The sequence below is a fragment of the Bacillus sp. JHAA genome, assembly GCF_036961585.1.
Lineage (GTDB): Bacteria > Bacillota > Bacilli > Bacillales > Bacillaceae > Bacillus > Bacillus velezensis.
The window spans coordinates 16,646-36,767 of record NZ_JBAMDE010000013.1; the positions used below are offsets into that span (position 1 = coordinate 16,646).

General features: G+C 46.7%; 17 protein-coding genes. 14 read left to right on the forward strand and 3 right to left on the reverse strand.

Annotated features, from left to right (window positions below; all coding sequences use genetic code 11):
• The first annotated feature begins 178 nt into the window (after nt 1-178).
• The 10 genes from V7728_RS19890 (at nt 179) to V7728_RS19935 (ending at nt 10,458) form a co-directional block, all read left to right on the forward strand.
• Nucleotides 179-772, forward strand: coding sequence for a hypothetical protein (locus tag V7728_RS19890; RefSeq protein ID WP_015239350.1), 594 nt, complete (start codon nt 179-181; stop codon nt 770-772).
• The gene (locus V7728_RS19895) at nt 765-1,076 is read left to right on the forward strand and encodes a winged helix-turn-helix domain-containing protein (RefSeq protein ID WP_007609957.1); all 312 of its coding nucleotides are present in this window, start codon (nt 765-767) and stop codon (nt 1,074-1,076) included. The genes V7728_RS19890 and V7728_RS19895 overlap by 8 nt, the downstream gene beginning before the upstream one ends.
• Nucleotides 1,077-1,967: an ABC transporter ATP-binding protein gene (locus tag V7728_RS19900; RefSeq protein WP_015239351.1), complete on the forward strand. Its 891-nt coding sequence runs from the start codon at nt 1,077-1,079 to the stop codon at nt 1,965-1,967.
• Between the two features lie 14 nt (nt 1,968-1,981).
• A complete protein-coding gene (locus V7728_RS19905) occupies nt 1,982-2,722 on the forward strand; it encodes an ABC transporter permease (protein ID WP_099566480.1) in 741 nt (246 codons plus the stop codon).
• Between the two features lie 773 nt (nt 2,723-3,495).
• A complete protein-coding gene (locus V7728_RS19910; protein WP_003155677.1) occupies nt 3,496-5,424 on the forward strand; it encodes an LTA synthase family protein in 1,929 nt (642 codons plus the stop codon).
• Nucleotides 5,425-5,639: 215 nt separating this feature from the next.
• Nucleotides 5,640-6,404: a glucose-1-phosphate cytidylyltransferase gene (rfbF, locus tag V7728_RS19915; RefSeq protein ID WP_052827163.1), complete on the forward strand. Its 765-nt coding sequence runs from the start codon at nt 5,640-5,642 to the stop codon at nt 6,402-6,404.
• 6 nt (nt 6,405-6,410) lie between these two features.
• On the forward strand, nt 6,411-7,379 hold the full coding sequence (locus tag V7728_RS19920) for a GDP-mannose 4,6-dehydratase (protein ID WP_012117042.1): 969 nt from the start codon (nt 6,411-6,413) through the stop codon (nt 7,377-7,379).
• 24 nt (nt 7,380-7,403) lie between these two features.
• The gene (locus V7728_RS19925) at nt 7,404-8,315 is read left to right on the forward strand and encodes a putative nucleotide-diphospho-sugar transferase (protein WP_015239358.1); all 912 of its coding nucleotides are present in this window, start codon (nt 7,404-7,406) and stop codon (nt 8,313-8,315) included.
• 28 nt (nt 8,316-8,343) lie between these two features.
• Nucleotides 8,344-9,504: a glycosyltransferase family 2 protein gene (locus V7728_RS19930; protein WP_059366706.1), complete on the forward strand. Its 1,161-nt coding sequence runs from the start codon at nt 8,344-8,346 to the stop codon at nt 9,502-9,504.
• Nucleotides 9,505-9,519: 15 nt separating this feature from the next.
• A complete protein-coding gene (locus tag V7728_RS19935) occupies nt 9,520-10,458 on the forward strand; it encodes a hypothetical protein (protein ID WP_099567260.1) in 939 nt (312 codons plus the stop codon).
• A 29-nt stretch (nt 10,459-10,487) separates the two neighbouring features.
• Here V7728_RS19935 and V7728_RS19940 read toward each other — a convergent pair whose 3' ends face one another.
• Both V7728_RS19940 and V7728_RS19945 read right to left on the reverse strand, forming a co-directional pair.
• Nucleotides 10,488-11,717: an MFS transporter gene (locus V7728_RS19940; protein WP_007408952.1), complete on the reverse strand. Its 1,230-nt coding sequence runs from the start codon at nt 11,715-11,717 to the stop codon at nt 10,488-10,490.
• A 118-nt stretch (nt 11,718-11,835) separates the two neighbouring features.
• Complete coding sequence (locus V7728_RS19945; RefSeq protein WP_080130718.1) at nt 11,836-13,221, reverse strand: amino acid permease; 1,386 nt, start codon at nt 13,219-13,221, stop codon at nt 11,836-11,838.
• A 245-nt stretch (nt 13,222-13,466) separates the two neighbouring features.
• Here V7728_RS19945 and V7728_RS19950 point away from each other — a divergent pair, with 245 nt between their 5' ends.
• The 3 genes from V7728_RS19950 (at nt 13,467) to V7728_RS19960 (ending at nt 16,822) form a co-directional block, all read left to right on the forward strand.
• Nucleotides 13,467-14,924 (forward strand): aldehyde dehydrogenase family protein, encoded by a 1,458-nt coding sequence (locus tag V7728_RS19950; protein WP_063095932.1) that lies wholly within the window; start codon nt 13,467-13,469, stop codon nt 14,922-14,924.
• Nucleotides 14,925-15,389: 465 nt separating this feature from the next.
• A complete protein-coding gene (locus tag V7728_RS20560; RefSeq protein ID WP_370466150.1) occupies nt 15,390-15,794 on the forward strand; it encodes a methyl-accepting chemotaxis protein in 405 nt (134 codons plus the stop codon).
• A gap of 128 nt (nt 15,795-15,922) precedes the next feature.
• A complete protein-coding gene (locus V7728_RS19960; RefSeq protein ID WP_007408956.1) occupies nt 15,923-16,822 on the forward strand; it encodes an SDR family oxidoreductase in 900 nt (299 codons plus the stop codon).
• 47 nt (nt 16,823-16,869) lie between these two features.
• On the opposite strand, the gene V7728_RS19965 is transcribed toward V7728_RS19960, so the two are convergent.
• Nucleotides 16,870-17,937, reverse strand: coding sequence for a tetratricopeptide repeat-containing glycosyltransferase family 2 protein (locus tag V7728_RS19965; RefSeq protein WP_020953937.1), 1,068 nt, complete (start codon nt 17,935-17,937; stop codon nt 16,870-16,872).
• Nucleotides 17,938-18,095: 158 nt separating this feature from the next.
• Here V7728_RS19965 and V7728_RS19970 point away from each other — a divergent pair, with 158 nt between their 5' ends.
• On the forward strand, nt 18,096-19,985 hold the full coding sequence (locus tag V7728_RS19970) for an ABC-F family ATP-binding cassette domain-containing protein (RefSeq protein ID WP_025284399.1): 1,890 nt from the start codon (nt 18,096-18,098) through the stop codon (nt 19,983-19,985).
• Nucleotides 19,986-20,122 lie beyond the last annotated feature (137 nt).

Consider the following 20,122-nt stretch of genomic DNA (forward strand, 5'->3'; position numbering starts at 1 on the left):
TCTTATAACAAGATAAGGATGGCTCACAGTGGTGGAAGGATATCAGCGCCAAGAGTCCCATCTGCTGTTTCCAAGACTAAATAGTTGCGCCTATTTTGGATAAAACCTCTTTACAAATATATGGAATTAGAATATACTCTGTTTCACAAAGTACTTTGTAAAAAGAGGAGCCTGTTTTATGTCAAATCAGAATTTTCGTGAATCAGAGATAGCTGAAAACTTATCTCATATCAAAGTCTTAACGAACTACAAGACTGAGTACTCAAGGCAAACCAGTCCATATTTCATTATTTGGGGCTGTATATGGATTATTGCGTACTCCGTTTCTTTATGTAAGGTACCTTCTGTAGTCCTTGCTTGTGTCTGGTTAATACTGGCAGTATTAGGGTGGATACTGACTTTGAAGACATATCTTAAGCAGAAACAATTTGATCCCATGCCCACTTTCTTAAAGAATCAATTAAAATATGCATGGATTGGATTCATATTAATGGTATGCATTTTTGTTTTCCTGATTTTAATGGGATTATTGCCGCGAACAGGAGAATTTCTATCGTTTTTGATTGTGTTAATGGTGTCTATTATGTACATATTCTTAGGCATCGTGTTAACAAAAGAGATTTTTGTTATGGGATTTTGGCTGAGCATACTCGGTATGCTTACATTCTGCTTACTTCCTAATGCAATGAATATTGTTTTTGCATTTATTGGCGGAGGCAGCCTATTACTTACAGGAATGATTTTGAAAAGAAAAGGGCAAGGAAATGAGTAATGTTAACAATATCAATGATTTAATACATGCCAAAGTACGGTTGGGAATTATGAGTTTACTGATGACTTATGATCAATGTGATTTTACTTTCCTGAAAAAGTCATTAGACATCACAGATGGGAATTTAGGTTCGCATCTGAAAAAGTTAGAAGATGCAGCTTATATAGAACTAACCAAGAAGTTCGTATCCAAAAAGCCGAAGACTATTGTTCAGATTACGAAAGAAGGGAAAGCAGCCTACAAGGAGTACATTAATACAATTGAATCCATATTTAAAATAAATAACAGTGGGGGAATGGTGTAAATGCTGCAAGTTGAACATATAAGTAAGCGCTATGGCACGACTCTGGCTTTGGACAATGTGGCTTTAACAATTCCGAAAGGAGTCTGCTATGGACTTGTTGGACCGAACGGATCCGGCAAATCTACCTTAATTAAGATCATCTCACGCATCATCCGGGAATATGACGGTAAGGTTGAATTTGTCGGTAATGAAAATGGCAGATTGGGTTATGTTCCACAGGATATCAGCCTTGAAGAAAAATTAACCGCAAAGACCAATATGGAATTTTTCGGAAAGGTACATGGACTGAATGGCTTAAAACTAAAGCAAACAACAAAAAAACTGTTAGAAGATATCGGGTTGTCAGAAAGGACAAACGACGTTGTGGAGAACTTTTCCGGAGGAATGAAGCGCCGTTTAAATATCGGGTGTGCATTAATGCACGATCCAGACTTAATTATTCTAGATGAGCCGACGGTAGGCGTGGATCCGCAATCACGCCGCTACATTTTTAACATCGTAAATCGACTCAAAAAAGCCGGTAAAACCATTATTTATGTGAGCCATTACATGGAAGAGATTGAAACTCTTTGTGACTATGTAGCTTTTATCGACAGAGGGCAGATTATCGATGAAGGAGAAATAAATGAACTGCTTAAACGACATGAAGAATCATCTATTATGTTTAACTCCTCATTGTCTCATGAATTAATAAAGAGCCATGGTTTTGAGTTTTCAGTCGTTAATTCAGGGCTGATAATAAAAACCAAAAAACCTTTAGAAACCATGGAGCGCTTAATTAGCGTCAGTAAGGAAAACAATATTGTGCCTCATCAGTTGTTTTTATATAAGCCAAAATTAGAAGATGTATTCTTTAAACTTACCGGCACTGATTTGCGTGATGAAGAATAAAGGGGGAATTTATCATGTTACCGCTCGCTCAAATTGAAACGCTAAAACAGTTAAAGGATAAGTCTCTGTTTTTTTGGACGATTATATTACCTATTGTGTCCATCATATTGCTGATTGAGCTATTTACGACAGACAGTACAAACAAAACTTTAGTAGCTTCACAATCCGTAACCGGTATGAGCGTATTCTTTTCTACATTCATTATTATCTCCATCGTTATAAGTTTTGTAAAGGATCGGGAAAAAGGAATTGTATCAAGACTGGCAAGTACCCCTTTAAAGCCTTATAACTTCTTCTTAGGAAAAAGTATCCCTTTTTTAGTCATAACTTTTATGCAAATGCTTCTCCTTTCTGTTTTAGGAATATTTCTGTATGATATTGAAATTAATAATTTTCCGGCGTATCTGTGGGTTGTTGTGTTGATATCTTTACTGGTTACATCCTGGGGAGTTGCCATTTCAGTCTTTGCAAAGACTGAAAATACCGGTTTGGTCATGACAAATGTGATTGCATTAGGTACCGCTGTTGTATGTGGTTTATGGACCCCTTATGATCAATTACCAAGCTATCTTCAAACTATTGGAATGCTCTTTCCGCAGTACTGGGCGCATCAAGGGTTAATTCAATCGGTCTCGACGATATCGGGAGGAGAAAGTCTAATATGGGTAACCCTTGTTGTACTGAGCTATACAATACTGGGATTTATAGTTTCTCTAATTGGATACCGGCATTACATTAAAATGGCAAGAAACTAGACCGCTGAAGAATGGGTCATTAAAACGCAGCTGGGACTAAAAGGAGAGCGGGAAATGATAAGTGAAAAACTAAAACTGTATGTCGAGGGTCTATTTAAAAAGTACGAAAGAAATTCGTTACTGAGTAGAAAAAAACGGAGCTAATTCCTTTATTGGCGGGTTTGATGAAACCAATTCACAATTTTTTTCGCTAATGAGAAACAGAAATTTGCAAGACGCGTTAAGGACCAGTGTTGGAGAACAGTTAAAGCAGTCACAAATGCCAGCTCTGCTGCATGGTTGGATTATAAAAAACAAAAGGTAAACGTGAAGAAAGCATTTTTGTATATCTTTAGGGTCTAAGCGATAATTTGACAGGTAAAGGACTGGATGACTCCAGTCCTTTTTTTACATCAGCCAAAAAAACCTTCAAGTTTTTTAACCCCTTTGCATACAATAACTTCAGCCCGCCTGTTGGGCGGCTGTCTTTGATATTCATTTTTCGTTTTTAGAAGTTTGTGTTATTCTTATATTTGGTATCTCCTATTTTCAGACCGGGTCTGATACGGTACCTTTTAATGCCAGAAAAAAATGTGAAACGAAGAACGGATATCCTGCGTCTAATGGCTGGCGGGATAAGATGTTCAATGGGCATGACACGAATGATAAATATATCGTTTTTTTAAATGGTGTGTTTATGGGGCTGTGTGATGCTTTCGTTTTGCTCGGAAAGCAGGAATTGAAGCAAAAAGTAAGAATACAGATTTAAAGTGTTTAGGAAAGTAGAGGTTGCCATGAAGAAATTATTTTCTTACAGACTTAGTTTTTTTGTACTGGCTATTATTTTGTTTTGGGCCAAAACGTATTTAGCCTATCATGCTGAATTCAACCTTGGGGTGAAGGGTCCGACGCAGCAGTTTCTGCTTGTGATCAATCCGTTCTCAAGCGCCATTTTCTTTTTAGGACTGGCATTGTTTGCGAAAGGCCGCAAATCAGCGATTATCATGGTGATTATTGATTTCATCATGACGTTTATTTTGTATGCAAATATCCTATTCTATCGATTCTTCGATGATTTCTTGACATTCCCGAACTTAAAGCAATCCGGTAATGTGGGAAATATGGGAGACGGCATCTTCAGCATTATGTCCGGCCATGATATTTTATACTTTGTTGATATTATTATTTTAATCGCGCTTCTGGTGTGGAGACGTGAGCTGAAGGAATTCAAGCTGAAAAAACGGTATACGTCATTAATTATCGTGACGGGTATTGTTTTGTTCTTCGTGAACCTGGCGATTGCCGAAGAGGACCGCCCGGAGCTGCTGACAAGAACGTTTGACCGCAATTACATTGTAAAATACTTAGGCCTTTATAATTACACAATTTATGACGGCGTACAGACGGCGCAGACGGAATCACAGCGGGCATATGCCAGCAGCGATGACCTGACGAGCGTTGAAAACTACACATCGTCGCATTATGCGAAGCCGAACGCCGAGTATTTCGGCAAGGCCAAAGGCAAAAACATCATTAAGATTCACCTGGAGAGCTTCCAATCGTTTTTGATCAACTACAAACTTGACGGAAAAGAAGTCACGCCGTTCCTGAATAAACTCGCCCGCGGCGGAGAGGACATGACGTACTTTGATAACTTTTTCCACCAAACGGGCCAAGGTAAAACATCTGACGCCGAGCTGATGATGGATAACAGCCTGTTCGGACTGCCTGAAGGATCAGCCTTCGTGACAAAAGGGGAAAACACGTATCAATCGCTTCCTGCCATCCTTGACCAAAGTGAGGGCTATACAAGCGCCGTTTTACACGGTGACTACAAATCATTCTGGAACCGTGACCAGATTTACAAACATATCGGCTACGATAAATTCTTTGACGCCAGCACATACGATATGTCTGATGACAACCTTGTCAATATGGGACTGAAGGATAAACCATTCTTCAAAGAATCCATTCCGAAGCTTCAATCGCTGAAACAGCCGTTCTACGCGCATTTGCTCACGCTGACGAACCATTATCCGTTTACGCTTGATGAAAAAGACGCAACGATCGAAAAAGCGAAAACGGGCGACGCGACTGTGGATGACTATTTCCAGACGGCGCGTTATCTCGACGAGGCGCTTGAACAGTTCTTTAAAGACCTGAAGTCATCCGGTTTATATGACAACTCGGTGATTATGCTTTACGGAGACCATTACGGAATCTCTGAAAACCATAACCGCGCGATGAAAGAAATTCTCGGCAAAGAAATTACGCCTTATCAAAACGCGCAGAATCAGCGTGTGCCGCTTATGCTTCGCATCCCCGGCAAAAAAGGCGGGGTGAACCATACGTACGGCGGTGAAATGGACGTTGTGCCGACGATCCTTCACTTGGAAGGCATCGATTCTAAGAAATATATTAATTTCGGCACCGATCTCTTCTCGAAAGACCATGATGATACGGTGACGTTCCGTAACGGAGATTACGTCACGCCGAAATATACTTCCATCTCCAATGTCGTATACGATACGAAGACAGGAAAAGAACTGAAAGGCAATCAGGAAACGAAAAACCTGAAAGCCAGAGTCACAGAGCAGCTGAAGCTGTCTGACAGCGTGATGTACAAAGACTTGCTCAGATTCCACAAATTGAGCGACTTTACGCCGGTTGATCCGTCTAAATATCATTACGGCAAAGAAAAGCTGAATCAGGATAATAAATAATAGAAAGAGCCTTACGGAATTTCCGTGAGGCTCTTTTTTTGTGTGTATCTTCACCAATCTGAAAAAAGAGAGAGCTTTTGGTCACAAAGGGCGCCAATCTCTCATATCTTACAGTAGATTTTGAAACCGGTGATAGAGAATCGGACAAATTATCGGGTTGGTTTCTCTTATACGGGCGGTTTCGAATCCAATATTCACAGAGAAGAGGGGTAGAGATGAAAGCAGTCATTCTCTGCGGCGGAAAAGGAACGAGAATGAGCGAAATCACCAATGAACGTCCCAAACCGCTCGCCATGATAGGCGGCAAACCGATTCTATGGCATATTATGAAACTCTATCAATACTATGGCGTGAACGAATTTATCCTGCTTCTTGGTTTCAAAGGAGAGATGATTAAGGAATATTTCTTAGATTATGACTGGAAGAATCACAGCATGACGCTGGACAGCTCTACCGGAGAAGTGCGGATATTGGGAAAATCCGAGCCGTGGAAAATCACTTTTTTAGACACGGGGGAACACACGCAGACAGCGGGGCGGCTTTTACAGGCGAAGGACATCATCGGTGATGAAACCTTTCTTATGACGTACGGGGACGGACTGGCGAACATCAACCTGTTTCATCTGATCAGCTATCATCAATCAAAAGGGGCTGCGGCGACCGTCACCGGTATAGAAAAGACCTCGCAATTCGGAACGCTGACGGTTGAAGACGGTATGGCGAAAAGCTTTTCTGAAAAAACCTCAAGTGACGGCATCATCAACGGCGGATTTTTCGTGCTCAGCCCGAAGGTATTTGATTATCTGCCGAAAGACAGGGATGTCATGTTTGAAGAAGAACCGCTGAAGGAGCTGGCGAAAGACGGCGAATTGGCGGTATACCGGCATTACGGTTTCTGGACGGCGATCGATACGTATAAAAACCTGCTGGAAATCAACAAGATGTGGGACCGGGGACAACATGTATGGAAGGTATGGTGATCAAGTTTGAGTTTCTGGAAAAATAAAAATGTGTTTGTGACGGGATGTACAGGTCTTTTAGGAAGCTGCTTGGTGAAGGAACTGATCGATCAGGGGGCCAATGTGACGGGACTTGTCCGTGACACTGTGCCCAAGTCGAACCTGTATCAGGGAGAACAAGTGAAGCAAATGAATATCGTGCAGGGCGCGCTTGAAGATCTGGATGTGATTGAGCGGGCGCTGGGCGAATATGAAATTGACACGGTCTTTCATTTAGCCGCTCAGGCGATCGTCGGCGTCGCAAACCGCAATCCGATTTCCACATTTGAAGCCAATATTCTCGGCACATGGAACATCCTTGAAGCGTGCCGCAGGCATCCGCTCATCAAGCGGGTGATCGTCGCGTCCAGTGATAAAGCGTACGGCGACCAGCCGACACTGCCGTACGATGAAAACATGCCTCTTCAAGGCAAACATCCTTATGACGTATCAAAAAGCTGTGCCGATTTATTAAGCCACACATATTTTAATACGTACGGACTTCCGGTCTGTATTACGCGCTGCGGCAACTTGTACGGCGGCGGAGATTTGAACTTCAACCGGATTATTCCGCAGACGATTCAGCTCGTGCTGAACGGTGAAGCGCCGGAAATCCGCAGCGACGGCACATTTATCCGTGATTATTTTTACATCGAGGATGCGGTCGAGGCATACCTTTTGCTGGCGGAAAAGATGGAGGAGCTCAATCTTGCGGGAGAAGCGTTCAACTTCAGCAATGAGATTCAGCTGACGGTGCTGGAGCTTGTAGAAAAAATTCTTAAGGCCATGGACAGTGACCTCAAGCCGAAAGTGCTCAACCAGGGAAGCCATGAAATCAAGCACCAATATTTATCGGCGGAAAAGGCGAGGAAGCTTCTGAATTGGACACCCGCGCATACCATTGATGAAGGATTGGAAAAAACGATCGAATGGTATAAAGCCTTTTTTCAAAAGTAACAGAAACAGAGGTGAGAGAAAGACGTGACAAGCGCATATTGCACAGTTTTATCAAAAGGAAGGCTGTATCAGGCTATCGCTTTGTTCGGCTCATTGAAAGCGGTTCAGGCGGACGCCCCCATTTTTACTTTGTGTATGGATCAAGACACCTATGACGTGCTTCAGGCAATGCGGCAGGATAATGTCACCTTGATTCAGGTGTCCGCACTGGAAAATGAGGAGCTCCTTGAACTGAAGCGGACGAGGGATCAGAGCGAATACTGCTGGACGGTGAAGCCGGTATTTCTCGAATTCGTGCTGGACGGACATCCGGAATTAGAGCGTGTCACGTACATTGATGCCGATTTGTTTTTCTTCGCTGATCCGCGCGCGATTTTTGACAATCAGCCGGATTGTTCGGTGCTTCTGTCACGGGGCGATATCGTCATTCCCTCATTTGAAAAACAGGAAATCGACATGCTGCAGCGTCTTTTAGGCCGGTATAATTCCGGTTTTCTCAGCTTCAAAACCGACAGTGCCGGCACAGATTGTCTCAGATGGTGGAAAGAACGCTGCCTGGAAGAATGCAAAAATGCGCCGGGCGAAGGAAAATTCGGAGATCAAGGCTACTTGGATTACATGTCCGGCCTGTTCCCGAATGTGTGTGACATCACCACGCCCGGCGTGAATATCGGCCATTGGAATTACGGCCGCCACACGTTTTCATGGAAGGACGGGCGTCTTGTGCTCGAAGACGGAAGTCCGCTGATTTTCTATCATTTCAGCGGATACCGGATCGTTACAGCCGGCGACATTCGGCAGATTCATGAGACGGACCGGACCGACCTGCCGTTTGTCCATCAGCTTTATCAGGACATTCTGAAGCGGGTGATCGGGACGGTCAGCGCCGTCTGCCCGGAGTTCAGCGGCTTTGCATCTGAGGATGATAACAAATAAATGATCATATACAGGAAGTGAACGAAAAGTGAAGGCAAGCGTCATTGTTCCCGCATATAATTCCAAGGAGCGGCTCTATAACAGCCTGCTGTCCCTGAATGAACAGGAATGCACAGAGCCGTTCGAAGTGATTGTGGCTGACAACGGTTCGGAAGACGGAACCTTATCCATGCTTGAATCATTCAGCGCGAATTTTCCGCTGATTTTTGTGAGAATTAAAGAAAACAGAGGGATCGCTTACGGCCGGAATCAGGCGGTCCGCAATGCCAGAGGCGATATTTTGATCTTCCATGACAGCGATATGCTTGCCGAAAAGGATTTGGTGGCGAAGCATATCAAGGCTCATGAGAACCGGGACGATCTTGTCGTATGCGGTATGTTCTGGAAGCGGATTTACAGCTTTTATTATGACCGTTTTGAAAAAGAGCATAAAGAGAAACTCGCCGAACTGTATGAAGAGCTGCCGGGCGATAAAGAGCCGCTCCTTCATGAAAGTGATATCAGAGACGGAAGTTTTCTTGACCAATGCTTTGATTTAGATACCGACTTTATCCGTGTGCTGAAAAGCATTTTGGAAAAATACGGAGATGATTTGAACGGCTACCGTCTGCCGTGGCGTTTTTTCATTACGAACAATTCGTCAGTCAAGCGACAGCACGTGGCAGATCTCGGCCTGTTTGATGAAGGCATTGTCAGATACGGCTTTGAAGATTATGATCTCGGCATCAGGCTTCATCAGTCGGGAATGAGATTTCAGCTGCGGCGCGATATCATGAGCGTCCATCAGGAGCATCCGAGCAACTGCGCTTCCGTTGATGACATCAGGGCGAATATCGCGTACATGTGCGACAAGTATAATGACATTCATTCGCTTGACGTGCACCTCGCGTTTAACGGCCCGTTTGACGCGGAGTTAACCAACAGCATGATGGCAGACATCGAAGTGCTGCTTAATTATGAGAAATATGAAAGCCTGCTGCACATTTTTCTCGAGCTGCTGCACGCGGTTAAAGACCGCAACCTTGACCCGGACTGGAAGACGAAAAGCCCGCGGATCACGGCGAACAGCTTCAATCTGCCGGAGGTCGGAAAGCTTTTGGCAAAAGCGGAAAAAAAGCTGGGCGTCACGCACTTTGCAAGGGCGTTCAAAGCGCTGGCTGCTGATTTACTGCATGTGGATCTTAAATAAATTGGATGTGATATGGTGAGTAAATATCATTTTTCAACCATTGTTTCCAGAACGCATATCTTTAAACTGATGCCGATGATTCATTCTCTCCATGAGCATTGCCGGGATTTTCATCTGTATGTGCTGTGTGTCGATCCGAAAGCGTACGAACTGCTTCAGCAGGTGCCGTGGGAACATATCACGGCGGTTCAGCTCCATGAAATGGAGGACCCGGAGCTGCTTGAAGCAAAGGGCGGCCGGACGTTTCATGAGTATTGCTGGACGCTGAAACCGGCATTTCTGTTCCATGTGATGACGGAGTATGATGAAGCTGAATATTTTGCCCACTTGGACACCGATCTCTTTTTCTTCTCAGATGCGGGCGAGCTGTTTGCGGAAAAGCCGGATGCTTCCCTTTTTCTGACGGACCACCGCAATTCAGAACGGTTTGCGTCTTATTACAAGCTGACAGGGCAGTACAACACCGGGTTTGTCGGCGCGCGGAATACCGGGGAAGCGTATCGGGCGGTCTGGCAGTGGAGGCAGGATTGCATCTCTTATTGTACGGTGGAGATGAATGAAGAAAAAAAGACATACGGTGATCAAAGGTATGTTGAAAAGTGGCCCGCGCAGTTTGAAGACGTTCATGTCACGGAGTCGATCGGCGCGAATGCGGCGCTGTGGAATATTGAGCAATATGACGTCAGCCTGCGCGGCGGGGCTGTATATGTCAATGACACCCCGCTGATTTTTTATCATTTTTCAGGCTTTACGCTCGTCACGGAGAACGAATTCAATCTGTGCTGGTACTATCACATTGATGACGAGGCGACAGTCAATATGATTTACGTGCCGTACATCAAAAACGTAAAAAAATGGATTGATGAAATTCAAAAAGCGTTTCCTGATTTCAGAGACGGGTTTATTCCGAAATATGCGGTTCCTGATACTCATTTTTATACGGTTGAAACATAAAATCCCTGCCGAAAAGGCAGGGATTATTTTTATGAATGCCATTCTTTTAATGTTTTGTCGCTCGGCAGGACAAAGGCGAGCAGACCTAAAACGGGCAGAAAGGCGACGGCAGTCATGGTCGGCGTCAATCCCGCTGAATCAATAAGAGCTCCGAGCGCAACGGCTCCGATCGCGCCCATTCCGAAGGCGAGCCCGACCGTAAGCCCTGACATCGTTCCGATTTTGCCTGGAACAAGCTCCTGCGCGTAGACAACCGTCACGGAGAAGCTGGACATCAGAACAACACCGATCAGCGCCAGTACGCCATAGGCGATGACAGGCCCCGCAAACGGAAGGAAAATCGTCAATGGAGCCGATGCTATCATCGAAACAATGATGACGTTCCGCTTTCCGAAACGGTCTGCAAGCGGCCCGCCGAGAAACGTTCCGACAGCTCCGAAAAATAAAAAGACGAAGATGTAGCTCTGTGCCTGCTGAATGCTGACATGATAGGCATTCATCGCATAGAACGTATAAAAGTTGCCGATCGCGCTCACATACCAGGAGCGCGCGAAAATTAAGAAGATAATCATGATAAGGGCGAGAATAATCGGTTTTGTAATCACGGTCTGCACAGCGGAGGCCGGTGATTTTTTACTTACGGCGCGCAAATGAATAAGGCGGCCTTTATACCATTTGGCGATATAGATGAGAAACAGCACAGCGATTGCGGCGACTAGCGTAAACCAGACAGAGCCGAATTGACCAAGCGGAACGAGAATCAGCGCGGTAATCAAGGGCGCCATCGCCTGGCCGGTATTCCCTCCGACTTGGTAAATCGATTGCGCCAACCCGCGCTTTTCGCCGGCGGCCATGTAGGCGACACGCGATCCTTCAGGATGAAAGACGGCGGAGCCAAGGCCGATAAAAAAGACACAGCATAAAATCGTCAGAAAAGACGGGGCGAACGCGAGACCTAAAATGCCGAGCATGCTTGCGGTGAGTCCGAGCGGCAAAGCATACGGCATCGGGCGTTTATCCGTATACCAGCCGATGACGGGCTGCATCACGGAAGACACCATATTCAGCGTAAAGGCGATAATTCCGAGCTGCGTAAATGTAAGATTCATGGAACGTTCCAATATCGGAAACATCGCCGGAATCACCGCTTGCAGTGAATCGTTCAGCAAATGACAGATCCCGATAATGAACAAAATAGAATACATGGTTGTCTCGGGACGATGGACAGGTTTTTCTTTAAGCGGGGCGGCAATTGCCAAAGTGATTCTCCTCCTTTTTATGTAAACGAAGCATACACCATATTATTCATAAGGTGAATGAATTATCAAGTGCAAAAAAGGCTCTTCTTTCTCAAACAGAAAAAAGAGCCTTCCTTTTTTATTTATTTAACAAACTGTGTTTTCTCGAATACATCATATAAACGACGATCCCGGCGGCGATCCAGATGACAAAGGCGAGCCATGTCACACCCGGCAGGCTGCTTGCGAGATACAGGCATAAGCATGCGCTGATGATCGGCACAAAAGGCACGAAAGGAACACGGAAGGAAGATTTGATCTCCGGATGTTTCTTTCTTAAAACGATGACGGCGATCGCAATGACCGTAAAGGCCGCCAAGGTTCCCATGTTGACGAGATGCGCCAAGGTTCCCAAATCAATAAAACCCGCGATCCCGGCGGCAACGATCCCCGTCACCCATGTGTTTTGAAACGGTGTTTTAAAACGCGGGTGAACCTTGGAAAACATGCGGGGCAAAAGGCCGTCTCTGCTCATCGCAAATGTAAGGCGCACCTGAGCGTAAAGCAGAGCGAGCATGACCGTTGTAATCCCGATAATCGCGCCGACGGAAATAATGCCTGCTATCTTGTTCTGGCCGACAAATTGGAGCGCGAAAGATACCGGATCTCCGACATTCAGCTTAGTATACGAAAGCATTCCCGTCAGGACGAGCGATACCGTAATGTAAAGGATGGTGCAGATGGCAAGCGCACCGATGATTCCGAACGGCATTGATTTCTGCGGGTTTTTCACTTCTTCCGACGCGTTTGACACGGCATCAAATCCGAGATACGCGAAGAAAACGGTCGCGGCGCTCGTGATGACGCCTTTCATTCCGAACGGCATAAACGGCGACCAGTTTTCCGGTTTCACGTAGCCGAAACCGACGATGATAAACAGCAGAATGATCGCAATTTTCATCAATACAATGACATTGTTAAAGCGGGTGCTTTCTTTCACGCCCCTTGAAACAATCGCGGTAATGACCAAAATAATGATAACGGCCGGCAGGTTGAACACGGCACCCGTTTTGCTGCCGGGTGCGGCGGTCAGCGCCTCCGGAAGATGCAGCCCGAAGCCCGCAAGAAGCGACTGGAAATAGGAAGACCAGCCGGTTGCGACGGCGGCGAGCGCGATGACATATTCAAGCATTAAGTCCCATCCGATTAAAAACGCGAGACACTCCCCGAGAGTGACATATGAATACGTATATACGCTGCCTGAAATCGGAATGGATGAAGAAAATTCCGCATAACAAAACGCGGCGAGCGCGCAGGCAAGGCCCGCGAGCACAAACGACAGAATCAAAGCCGGTCCTGCGCCTGTCGCGGCCACAGTCCCGGTAATCACAAAAATCCCCGTGCCGACAACACAGCCGATTCCGAGCAAAACCAAGTCAAAAGCGCTTAACGAGCGGGACAGGCTGGTCTGTTTGCTCTGAGCCTTTAAGTCGGCCAGCGGCTTTTTCCGAAATAGTAAAGACATATGGGTCCTCCTGAAAATTCATAATATTCTTATCATTATATACACTGACGTTTGTATTATATTGTCGAAATTTCTCGCAGTCAATTAAAGAATTTTCCACTTTAAAAGGACAAAGCTAAAAAGCGTCGATGCACGGAAGGAACGGGAATTTTATTGTGAAATAGTTCAATTTTCTCACCTTAAGACCGATACAAAAGATGACTCATCAACTAATTTCAAGTTTCGGTGAAAGGGAGATGTTTTACATGTTTCAATATGAAGAACTAAATAAGCAGTTTATCGGCGGCCGATGGAGGGATGGAAGCAGCCGGAACGTATTGGAAAACAGAAATCCTTATACTCAAAAAGTCATCACCTCATTCCAAAAAGCGACGTCTGATGACGTGGATGCGGCATATCGCGCCGCGGCTCTTGCGAAACAAGAATGGGACAAAGTAAACCCTTTTAAAAAGCGGGCCATTTTGGAAAAAGCCGTTTCTTTCATTGAAGAGCACGAAGAAGCGATTATTTACTTAATCATGGAGGAGCTTGGCGGAACACGGCTGAAGGCTGAGTTTGAAATCGGACTTGTCAAAAATATGATAAAAGAAGCCGCAACATTTCCGGTGCGGATGGAAGGGAAAATTCTCCCGTCCACGATTGACGGAAAAGAAAACAGGCTGTACAGAATACCCGCCGGAGTCGTGGGGGTGATCAGCCCGTTTAATTTCCCGTTTTTCCTTTCGATGAAATCTGTTGCGCCGGCACTGGGCGCGGGGAACGGCGTCGTGCTGAAGCCTCATGAAGAAACACCGATCTGCGGCGGAACGCTTATCGCGAAAATTTTTGAAGCGGCCGGCGTACCGGACGGGCTGCTGAATGTTATCGTGACGGATATCGGGGAGATCGGCGACAGCTTTGTTGAGCATCCCGTGCCGCGGATAATCTCATTTACAGGCTCAACCGGAGTGGGCAGCTATATCGGACAGCTTGCGGTCAAACACTTTAAAAAACCGCTGTTGGAGCTTGGCGGAAACAGCGCGCTGATCGTGCTTGAGGATGCTGATCTTGAATACGCCGTCAATGCGGCTGTATTCAGCCGGTTTACGCATCAAGGCCAGATCTGTATGTCGGCGAACCGCGTGCTCGTTCACACATCTGTATATGACAAATTTACAGAGCTTTACGAAGCGAAAGTGTCATCGCTGAAAGTCGGCGATCCGATGGACCCTGATACGGTTATCGGCCCTTTAATCAATGAGAGACAGGCGGAAGGTTTGAGACGGTCTGTCGAAAAAGCGATAGAAGAGGGAGCGGTTCCGGTGCTGTCCGGCCGATTCAGCGGAACGGTCGCTGAGCCCGTCATTTTAAAAGATGTGAAACCTGAGATGAGCATTGCGAAGGAGGAGCTGTTCGGACCGGCCGTCTGCATCATGCCGTTTGAAACGGAGGAGGAAGCGGTAAGCATCGCAAACGCGACACCGTTCGGTTTAAGCGGAGCCGTGCATACGGCAAACGTTGAGCGCGGCGTTGAGTTTGCTAAGCGGATCGAAACCGGCATGATTCACGTCAACGATACGACCATTAATGATGAACCGAACGTCGCGTTCGGCGGCGAGAAACAATCAGGTCTCGGCAGGCTGAACGGCGAATGGAGCCTTGAAGAATTCACCACGCTGAAATGGATTTCGGTTCAGCATGAAAAACGGCAATTCCCATATTAAGAAGGAGTGAAAGAAATGAGTATACAGACGGAGCAGCAAACGCACAGCCTGCTTGACGCTTTTGTCAAAGTTGCGCCTTTTTTAAACAGCCTGATCCAAGATGACATCACCATCGGAATTTATGATACAGAAAAATTAATCGTGAATATTCCGGCTAAAACGTTTTCTCTTAATGTAAAGCCGGGAGACCCGCTGCAAAAAGGGGACATCATTACAGACGCGATCCGCATGAATCAGAAGAAGACAAGCATGGTGCCGAAAGAGCTGTTCGGATTTCCGCTGATCGCCAGAGCGATTCCGCTTCACGATGAAAACGGAAAAGTCATCGGCGGCGTCGGTCTCGGCACCAGCCTTGAAAAATCAGCCAAGCTTCACGATGTCGCTGAAAGCCTGTCCGCCGTCGTGGAACAGACCGCTTCGGCCATCGCGGATATCTCAGAATCCATCAGCGGTTTCTCAGCACAGATGACCGGGATTTCCACTCAGGCGAAACAAGTCAGTGAAAGCGCGGGAGAAATCGCCGACATTTCCGTCACTGTCAAGGGCATCTCGGATCAAAGCAATCTGCTCGGTTTGAATGCGGCCATTGAAGCCGCGAGAGCAGGAGAATCCGGCAAGGGCTTTTCCGTGGTGGCGGATGAGATCCGCAAGCTTGCCACTCATTCAAAAGACAACGTCGGCCAAATTGACCAGATTACGAAAAAAATCCACAGCCTGCTGAAAGGGCTGGAGGACTCTATTGAATCCATCAACCAGAACACAAACGGCCAAGCGGCGGCGGTTGAACAAATTTCTGCCACGATGCAGGAAATTTCGGGAAGCGCCCAGCATTTAGCGAAAATGGCTGAAAACGTACTCGGAGAGTCATAAAAAAAGGGAGCTTACGGGCTCCTTTTTTGTTTTCCCTTTACCAATCGGAAACTGCACTTACACGTTTGATCCGTCATGCTCAGGGGTACACATACGAATACATCACCAATGATAAAGGAGAGTCTTGTATGTCTGATGCAAATCTGCACAACCCGCTGACGAAATATGATCATGATGAATTTCCAAAACAATATCAAGAACCGCCCGGTTTGCAGAAAGAGATGAAGCCTGTGCCGGACTGCGGTGAAACGAGCTATAAAGGAGCCGGCAAGCTGAAGGGAAGAAAAGCCCTCGTCACCGGCGGCGATTCAGGTATCGGCCGGGCCGCCGCGATTGCTTATGCCCGGGAAGGGGCGGATGTGGCGATTAACTATCTGCCTGAGGAACAGCCGGATGCTGAAGAAGTGAAAGCGTTAATTGAAAAAGAGGGAAGAAAAGCCGTTCTGCTGCCGGGAGATTTAAGCGATGAAGCGTTTTGCGGAGAATTGGCGGAAAAAGCGTATCAAGAGCTTGGCGGTCTTGACACGCTCGCTCTTGTCGCCGGCAAACAGCAGGCAGTGGATGATATCAGCGATCTTGCCACAGAACAAATCTATCAAACATTTGAAGTCAACGTATTCTCGCTGTATTGGCTCGTCAAAGCCGCGCTTCCTTATCTGCCGGAAGGCGCGTCTATTATCACGACAACGTCCGTAGAAGGGTATAATCCAAGCCCGATGCTGTTGGATTATGCCGCGACGAAACATGCCATTATCGGTTTTACCGTCGGCTTAGGAAAACAGCTGGCGAATAAAGGAATCAGAGTCAACTCGGTAGCGCCGGGGCCGATCTGGACGCCTCTGCAGATTTCGGGAGGACAGCCCGGTGAAAACATTCCGAAATTCGGCAAGGAAACACCGGCCGTTCCATTAAAGCGTGCCGGACAGCCGGCGGAGCTAGCAGGAATTTATGTCTTTTTGGCCTCAGAAGAATCGAGCTATGTGACATCCCAAATTTACAGTGTAAGCGGAGGAATTCCGACAGCGTAATCAATAAGGAGCTGCCCTTCATACGGGGGCAGCTCTTTTTTTTGATGTTATGTGCCGAGCACGTTTTGATTATACAGGACACTCGGATGTGACGGATGATAGGAGGCGGCTTTGTCGTTATGAATCTTCGCTTTTTCTCTGTCGCCGAGCTGCCAGTGGCAGACGCAGAGCTGCAGATGGGGATACCAGGTGGAATATTCGAGCTGGGTAAAGCCTGCATCACTGCTTTTGGCGGATAGGGCGAGCTCATACCAAAACACGCCCTGCCGGTATTGCCGTTTCTCCGCAAAATAGTCGCCGAGCCTGCAGCAGAACTCCGGCCGCGGACAATCGATCAGAAATGATTTTAAGAGAGACGTCATGGCGGCCTCTTCATGGCCGACCGCCCTGTAGCAATCGGATAGATATTGGCATGTTCTGATCTCGTCTTCGATCCAGCACTGTTTTGTGGAAAGAAAATGGTGATAATACGTGATGGCGCGCTGATACTGGCCGTGATCCTTTAATTCATTCGCGAAGTAAAACAAATCGCGCGGTGTCATCGTTTCACTGTTTTCCGCCATTTTCTCATAAATCTTCAAGTTGCGGTCTGAGGGAGGCGAGTGCTTTTTCGCGGATTTCCGGTGTGTGACGGCAATATCGGTTTCTATGATGTTTCCGTATACTTCAAGATACTCATGCACGGCTCCGATCCAGCGGAATCCTTTTTCACGCTTAACGAGACGGTTGCGGCGGTATCTGAAGCTGACCTCTCCCCGAGCATCAAAGCCGACGTGATAATACATGGATACCGCGTCCACCTCTTTTGAAAGCGACGCCTTCAGTTCAATCAGCTTTTCACGGTCCTTTTCCGTCAATATATCGTCGGCGTCCAGCCACAGAATATAATCCATTTCCGCTTTCGAAAACACAAAGTTACGAGCGGCCGCAAAGTGATCGATCCATTCAAAATCATAAATCTTATCCGTATAACGGGCCGCGATTTCTTTCGTCCGGTCGGTCGAGCCCGTATCAGCAATCACAATTTCATCCGCAATGTCTTTGACGGAATCAAGACAGCCCGCAAGCACTTCCTCTTCATTTTTCACGATAACGCACAAACTGACGCTGATCATGTCATCACCTCTTCACCTCCAGTGTATAAAAGGAGAGGCGGAAACATTCTTCGGACAAAATGATCTCTTCCAAGAAATTTGTCTGTCCTTTTACTAGTTTTATTCCAGCGCCTGATTTAAAATGAACACATGAACTTACGTGAGGATTGATAGGGACCATGAGCATCATAAAAGCGGAAAACCTTTATAAAACATACGGAGATAAGACATTATTCGACCATATCTCCTTTCATATTGAAGAGAATGAAAGAATCGGTTTAATCGGCCCGAACGGAACGGGGAAGTCTACGCTTCTGAAAACCATTGCCGGCCTTGAATCAACGGAGGAAGGCGAGATTACGGCTTCAGGAAACGTGCATATTGAGTTTTTGCATCAGGACCCTGATCTTCCGGCCGGACAAACCGTTCTTGAGCATATTTATTCCGGCGGATCAGCCGTCATGAGAACGATGAGAGAATACGAAAAAGCGCTTCAGGCGCTGAATGAAGAACCGGAAAATGACCAGCGCCAGAAACAGCTGCTTGATGCGCAGGCCCGAATGGACGCGAATGATGCGTGGGAGGCGAATACGTTAGCCAAAACGGTTTTAACCAAACTTGGCGTCACCGATCTGATGAAGGATGTCAGCGAGCTGTCCGGCGGCCAGAGAAAGCGCGTCGCGATTGCGAAAAACGTCATCCAGCCGGCCGACCTGCTGATTTTGGATGAACCGACAAACCACTTGGACAATGAAACGATTGAATGGCTGGAAGGCTACTTATCGCAATATCCGGGCGCCGTTATGCTTGTCACGCACGACAGATATTTTCTGAACAGGGTGACGAACAGAATTTACGAGCTTGAGAGAGGCAGCCTTTATACGTATAAAGGAAACTATGAAGTATTCCTGGAAAAACGGGCCGAACGGGAAGCGCTGGCGGAGCAGAAAGAAACAAAACGTCAAAACCTCCTGCGCCGCGAATTGGCGTGGCTCAGAAGAGGGGCGAAAGCGCGCTCGACGAAACAAAAAGCGAGAGTGGACAGAGCGGAGGCGCTCAAAGAGCAAAAAGGGCCGGCAGTCTCCGGATCACTCGATTTCGCGATCGGCTCCCACCGTCTCGGAAAACAGGTGATCGAAGCCGATAACGTCACCATTACCTATAACGGCCAAGCGCTGATCAGCCAGTTTAATGAGCTTGTCATCCCGGGGGAACGAATCGGCATCATCGGGCCGAACGGAATCGGGAAAACGACACTTTTAAACAGCCTCGCCGGCAGAATTCAGCCTGACAGCGGCAATATCACCATCGGGCAGACGGTCCGGATCGGCTACTACACCCAGGACCACAGCGAAATGAACGGTGATATGAAAGTCATTGAATATATAAAAGAGACGGCTGAAATCGTCAAAACGGCGGAAGGCGATGTCATCACCGCGGAACAAATGCTTGAGCGTTTTCTGTTCCCGCGTCCGATGCAGCAGACATATATCAGAAAGCTGTCGGGCGGGGAAAAGCGCCGTCTGTACTTGCTGAATGTACTGATGCAGGAACCGAATGTGCTGTTTTTAGATGAGCCGACCAATGATCTGGACACGGAAACATTAAGCGTGCTCGAAGATTATATCGAACAGTTCCCAGGCGTCGTCATCACCGTATCCCATGACCGCTATTTTCTTGACCGCGTCATTGACCGCCTGATCGTATTTGAAGGACAAGGTGTCATTTCCCGTTTCCAAGGTTCGTACAGTGAATACATGGAACACGCAAAAGCGAAGAAGACGGCGGTAAAACAGCCGGCCGAAGAGAAAGAGGCGGAGGAAGAGCCGAAGAAAAAGCGCAAAAAGCTTTCATATAAGGATCAGATCGAATGGGACGGCATCGAAGACAAAATCGCCGGCCTTGAAGGAAAGCATCAGCGTCTGGAAGCGGAAATCGCTGAAGCGGGAAGTGATTTCGGAAAGATTCAAGAACTGATGGCCGAACAGGCAAAAACGGCTGAAGAGCTTGAAGCGGCGATGGAGCGCTGGACCGAATTGTCACTGATGATTGAAGAACTTGAGAATTAAGAAAAGCCGGTACGGCCCCCGAGAAAGATGGCGGGTCATACCGGCTTTTTTTATCTTACACAGATGTCTCCCGGCGCTTTAAAGACAAACGTTTTGTCCAAGCAAAGTTTATCAGGCATAAAAAGTTAACGTTTACG

Bases quoted from the DNA above. Each gene is read 5' to 3' on its own strand.
- V7728_RS19945 (WP_080130718.1), bottom strand. From the start codon at position 13,221: ATGTCTTTACTATTTCGGAAAAAGCCGCTGGCCGACTTAAAGGCTCAG.
- V7728_RS19950 (WP_063095932.1), top strand. From the start codon at position 13,467: ATGTTTCAATATGAAGAACTAAATAAGCAGTTTATCGGCGGCCGATGG.
- rfbF (WP_052827163.1), top strand. From the start codon at position 5,640: ATGAAAGCAGTCATTCTCTGCGGCGGAAAAGGAACGAGAATGAGCGAA.
- V7728_RS19905 (WP_099566480.1), top strand. From the start codon at position 1,982: ATGTTACCGCTCGCTCAAATTGAAACGCTAAAACAGTTAAAGGATAAG.
- V7728_RS19900 (WP_015239351.1), top strand. From the start codon at position 1,077: ATGCTGCAAGTTGAACATATAAGTAAGCGCTATGGCACGACTCTGGCT.
- V7728_RS19890 (WP_015239350.1), top strand. From the start codon at position 179: ATGTCAAATCAGAATTTTCGTGAATCAGAGATAGCTGAAAACTTATCT.
- V7728_RS19895 (WP_007609957.1), top strand. From the start codon at position 765: ATGAGTAATGTTAACAATATCAATGATTTAATACATGCCAAAGTACGG.
- V7728_RS19960 (WP_007408956.1), top strand. From the start codon at position 15,923: ATGTCTGATGCAAATCTGCACAACCCGCTGACGAAATATGATCATGAT.
- V7728_RS19970 (WP_025284399.1), top strand. From the start codon at position 18,096: ATGAGCATCATAAAAGCGGAAAACCTTTATAAAACATACGGAGATAAG.
- V7728_RS19965 (WP_020953937.1), bottom strand. From the start codon at position 17,937: ATGATCAGCGTCAGTTTGTGCGTTATCGTGAAAAATGAAGAGGAAGTG.
- V7728_RS19910 (WP_003155677.1), top strand. From the start codon at position 3,496: ATGAAGAAATTATTTTCTTACAGACTTAGTTTTTTTGTACTGGCTATT.
- V7728_RS20560 (WP_370466150.1), top strand. From the start codon at position 15,390: ATGACCGGGATTTCCACTCAGGCGAAACAAGTCAGTGAAAGCGCGGGA.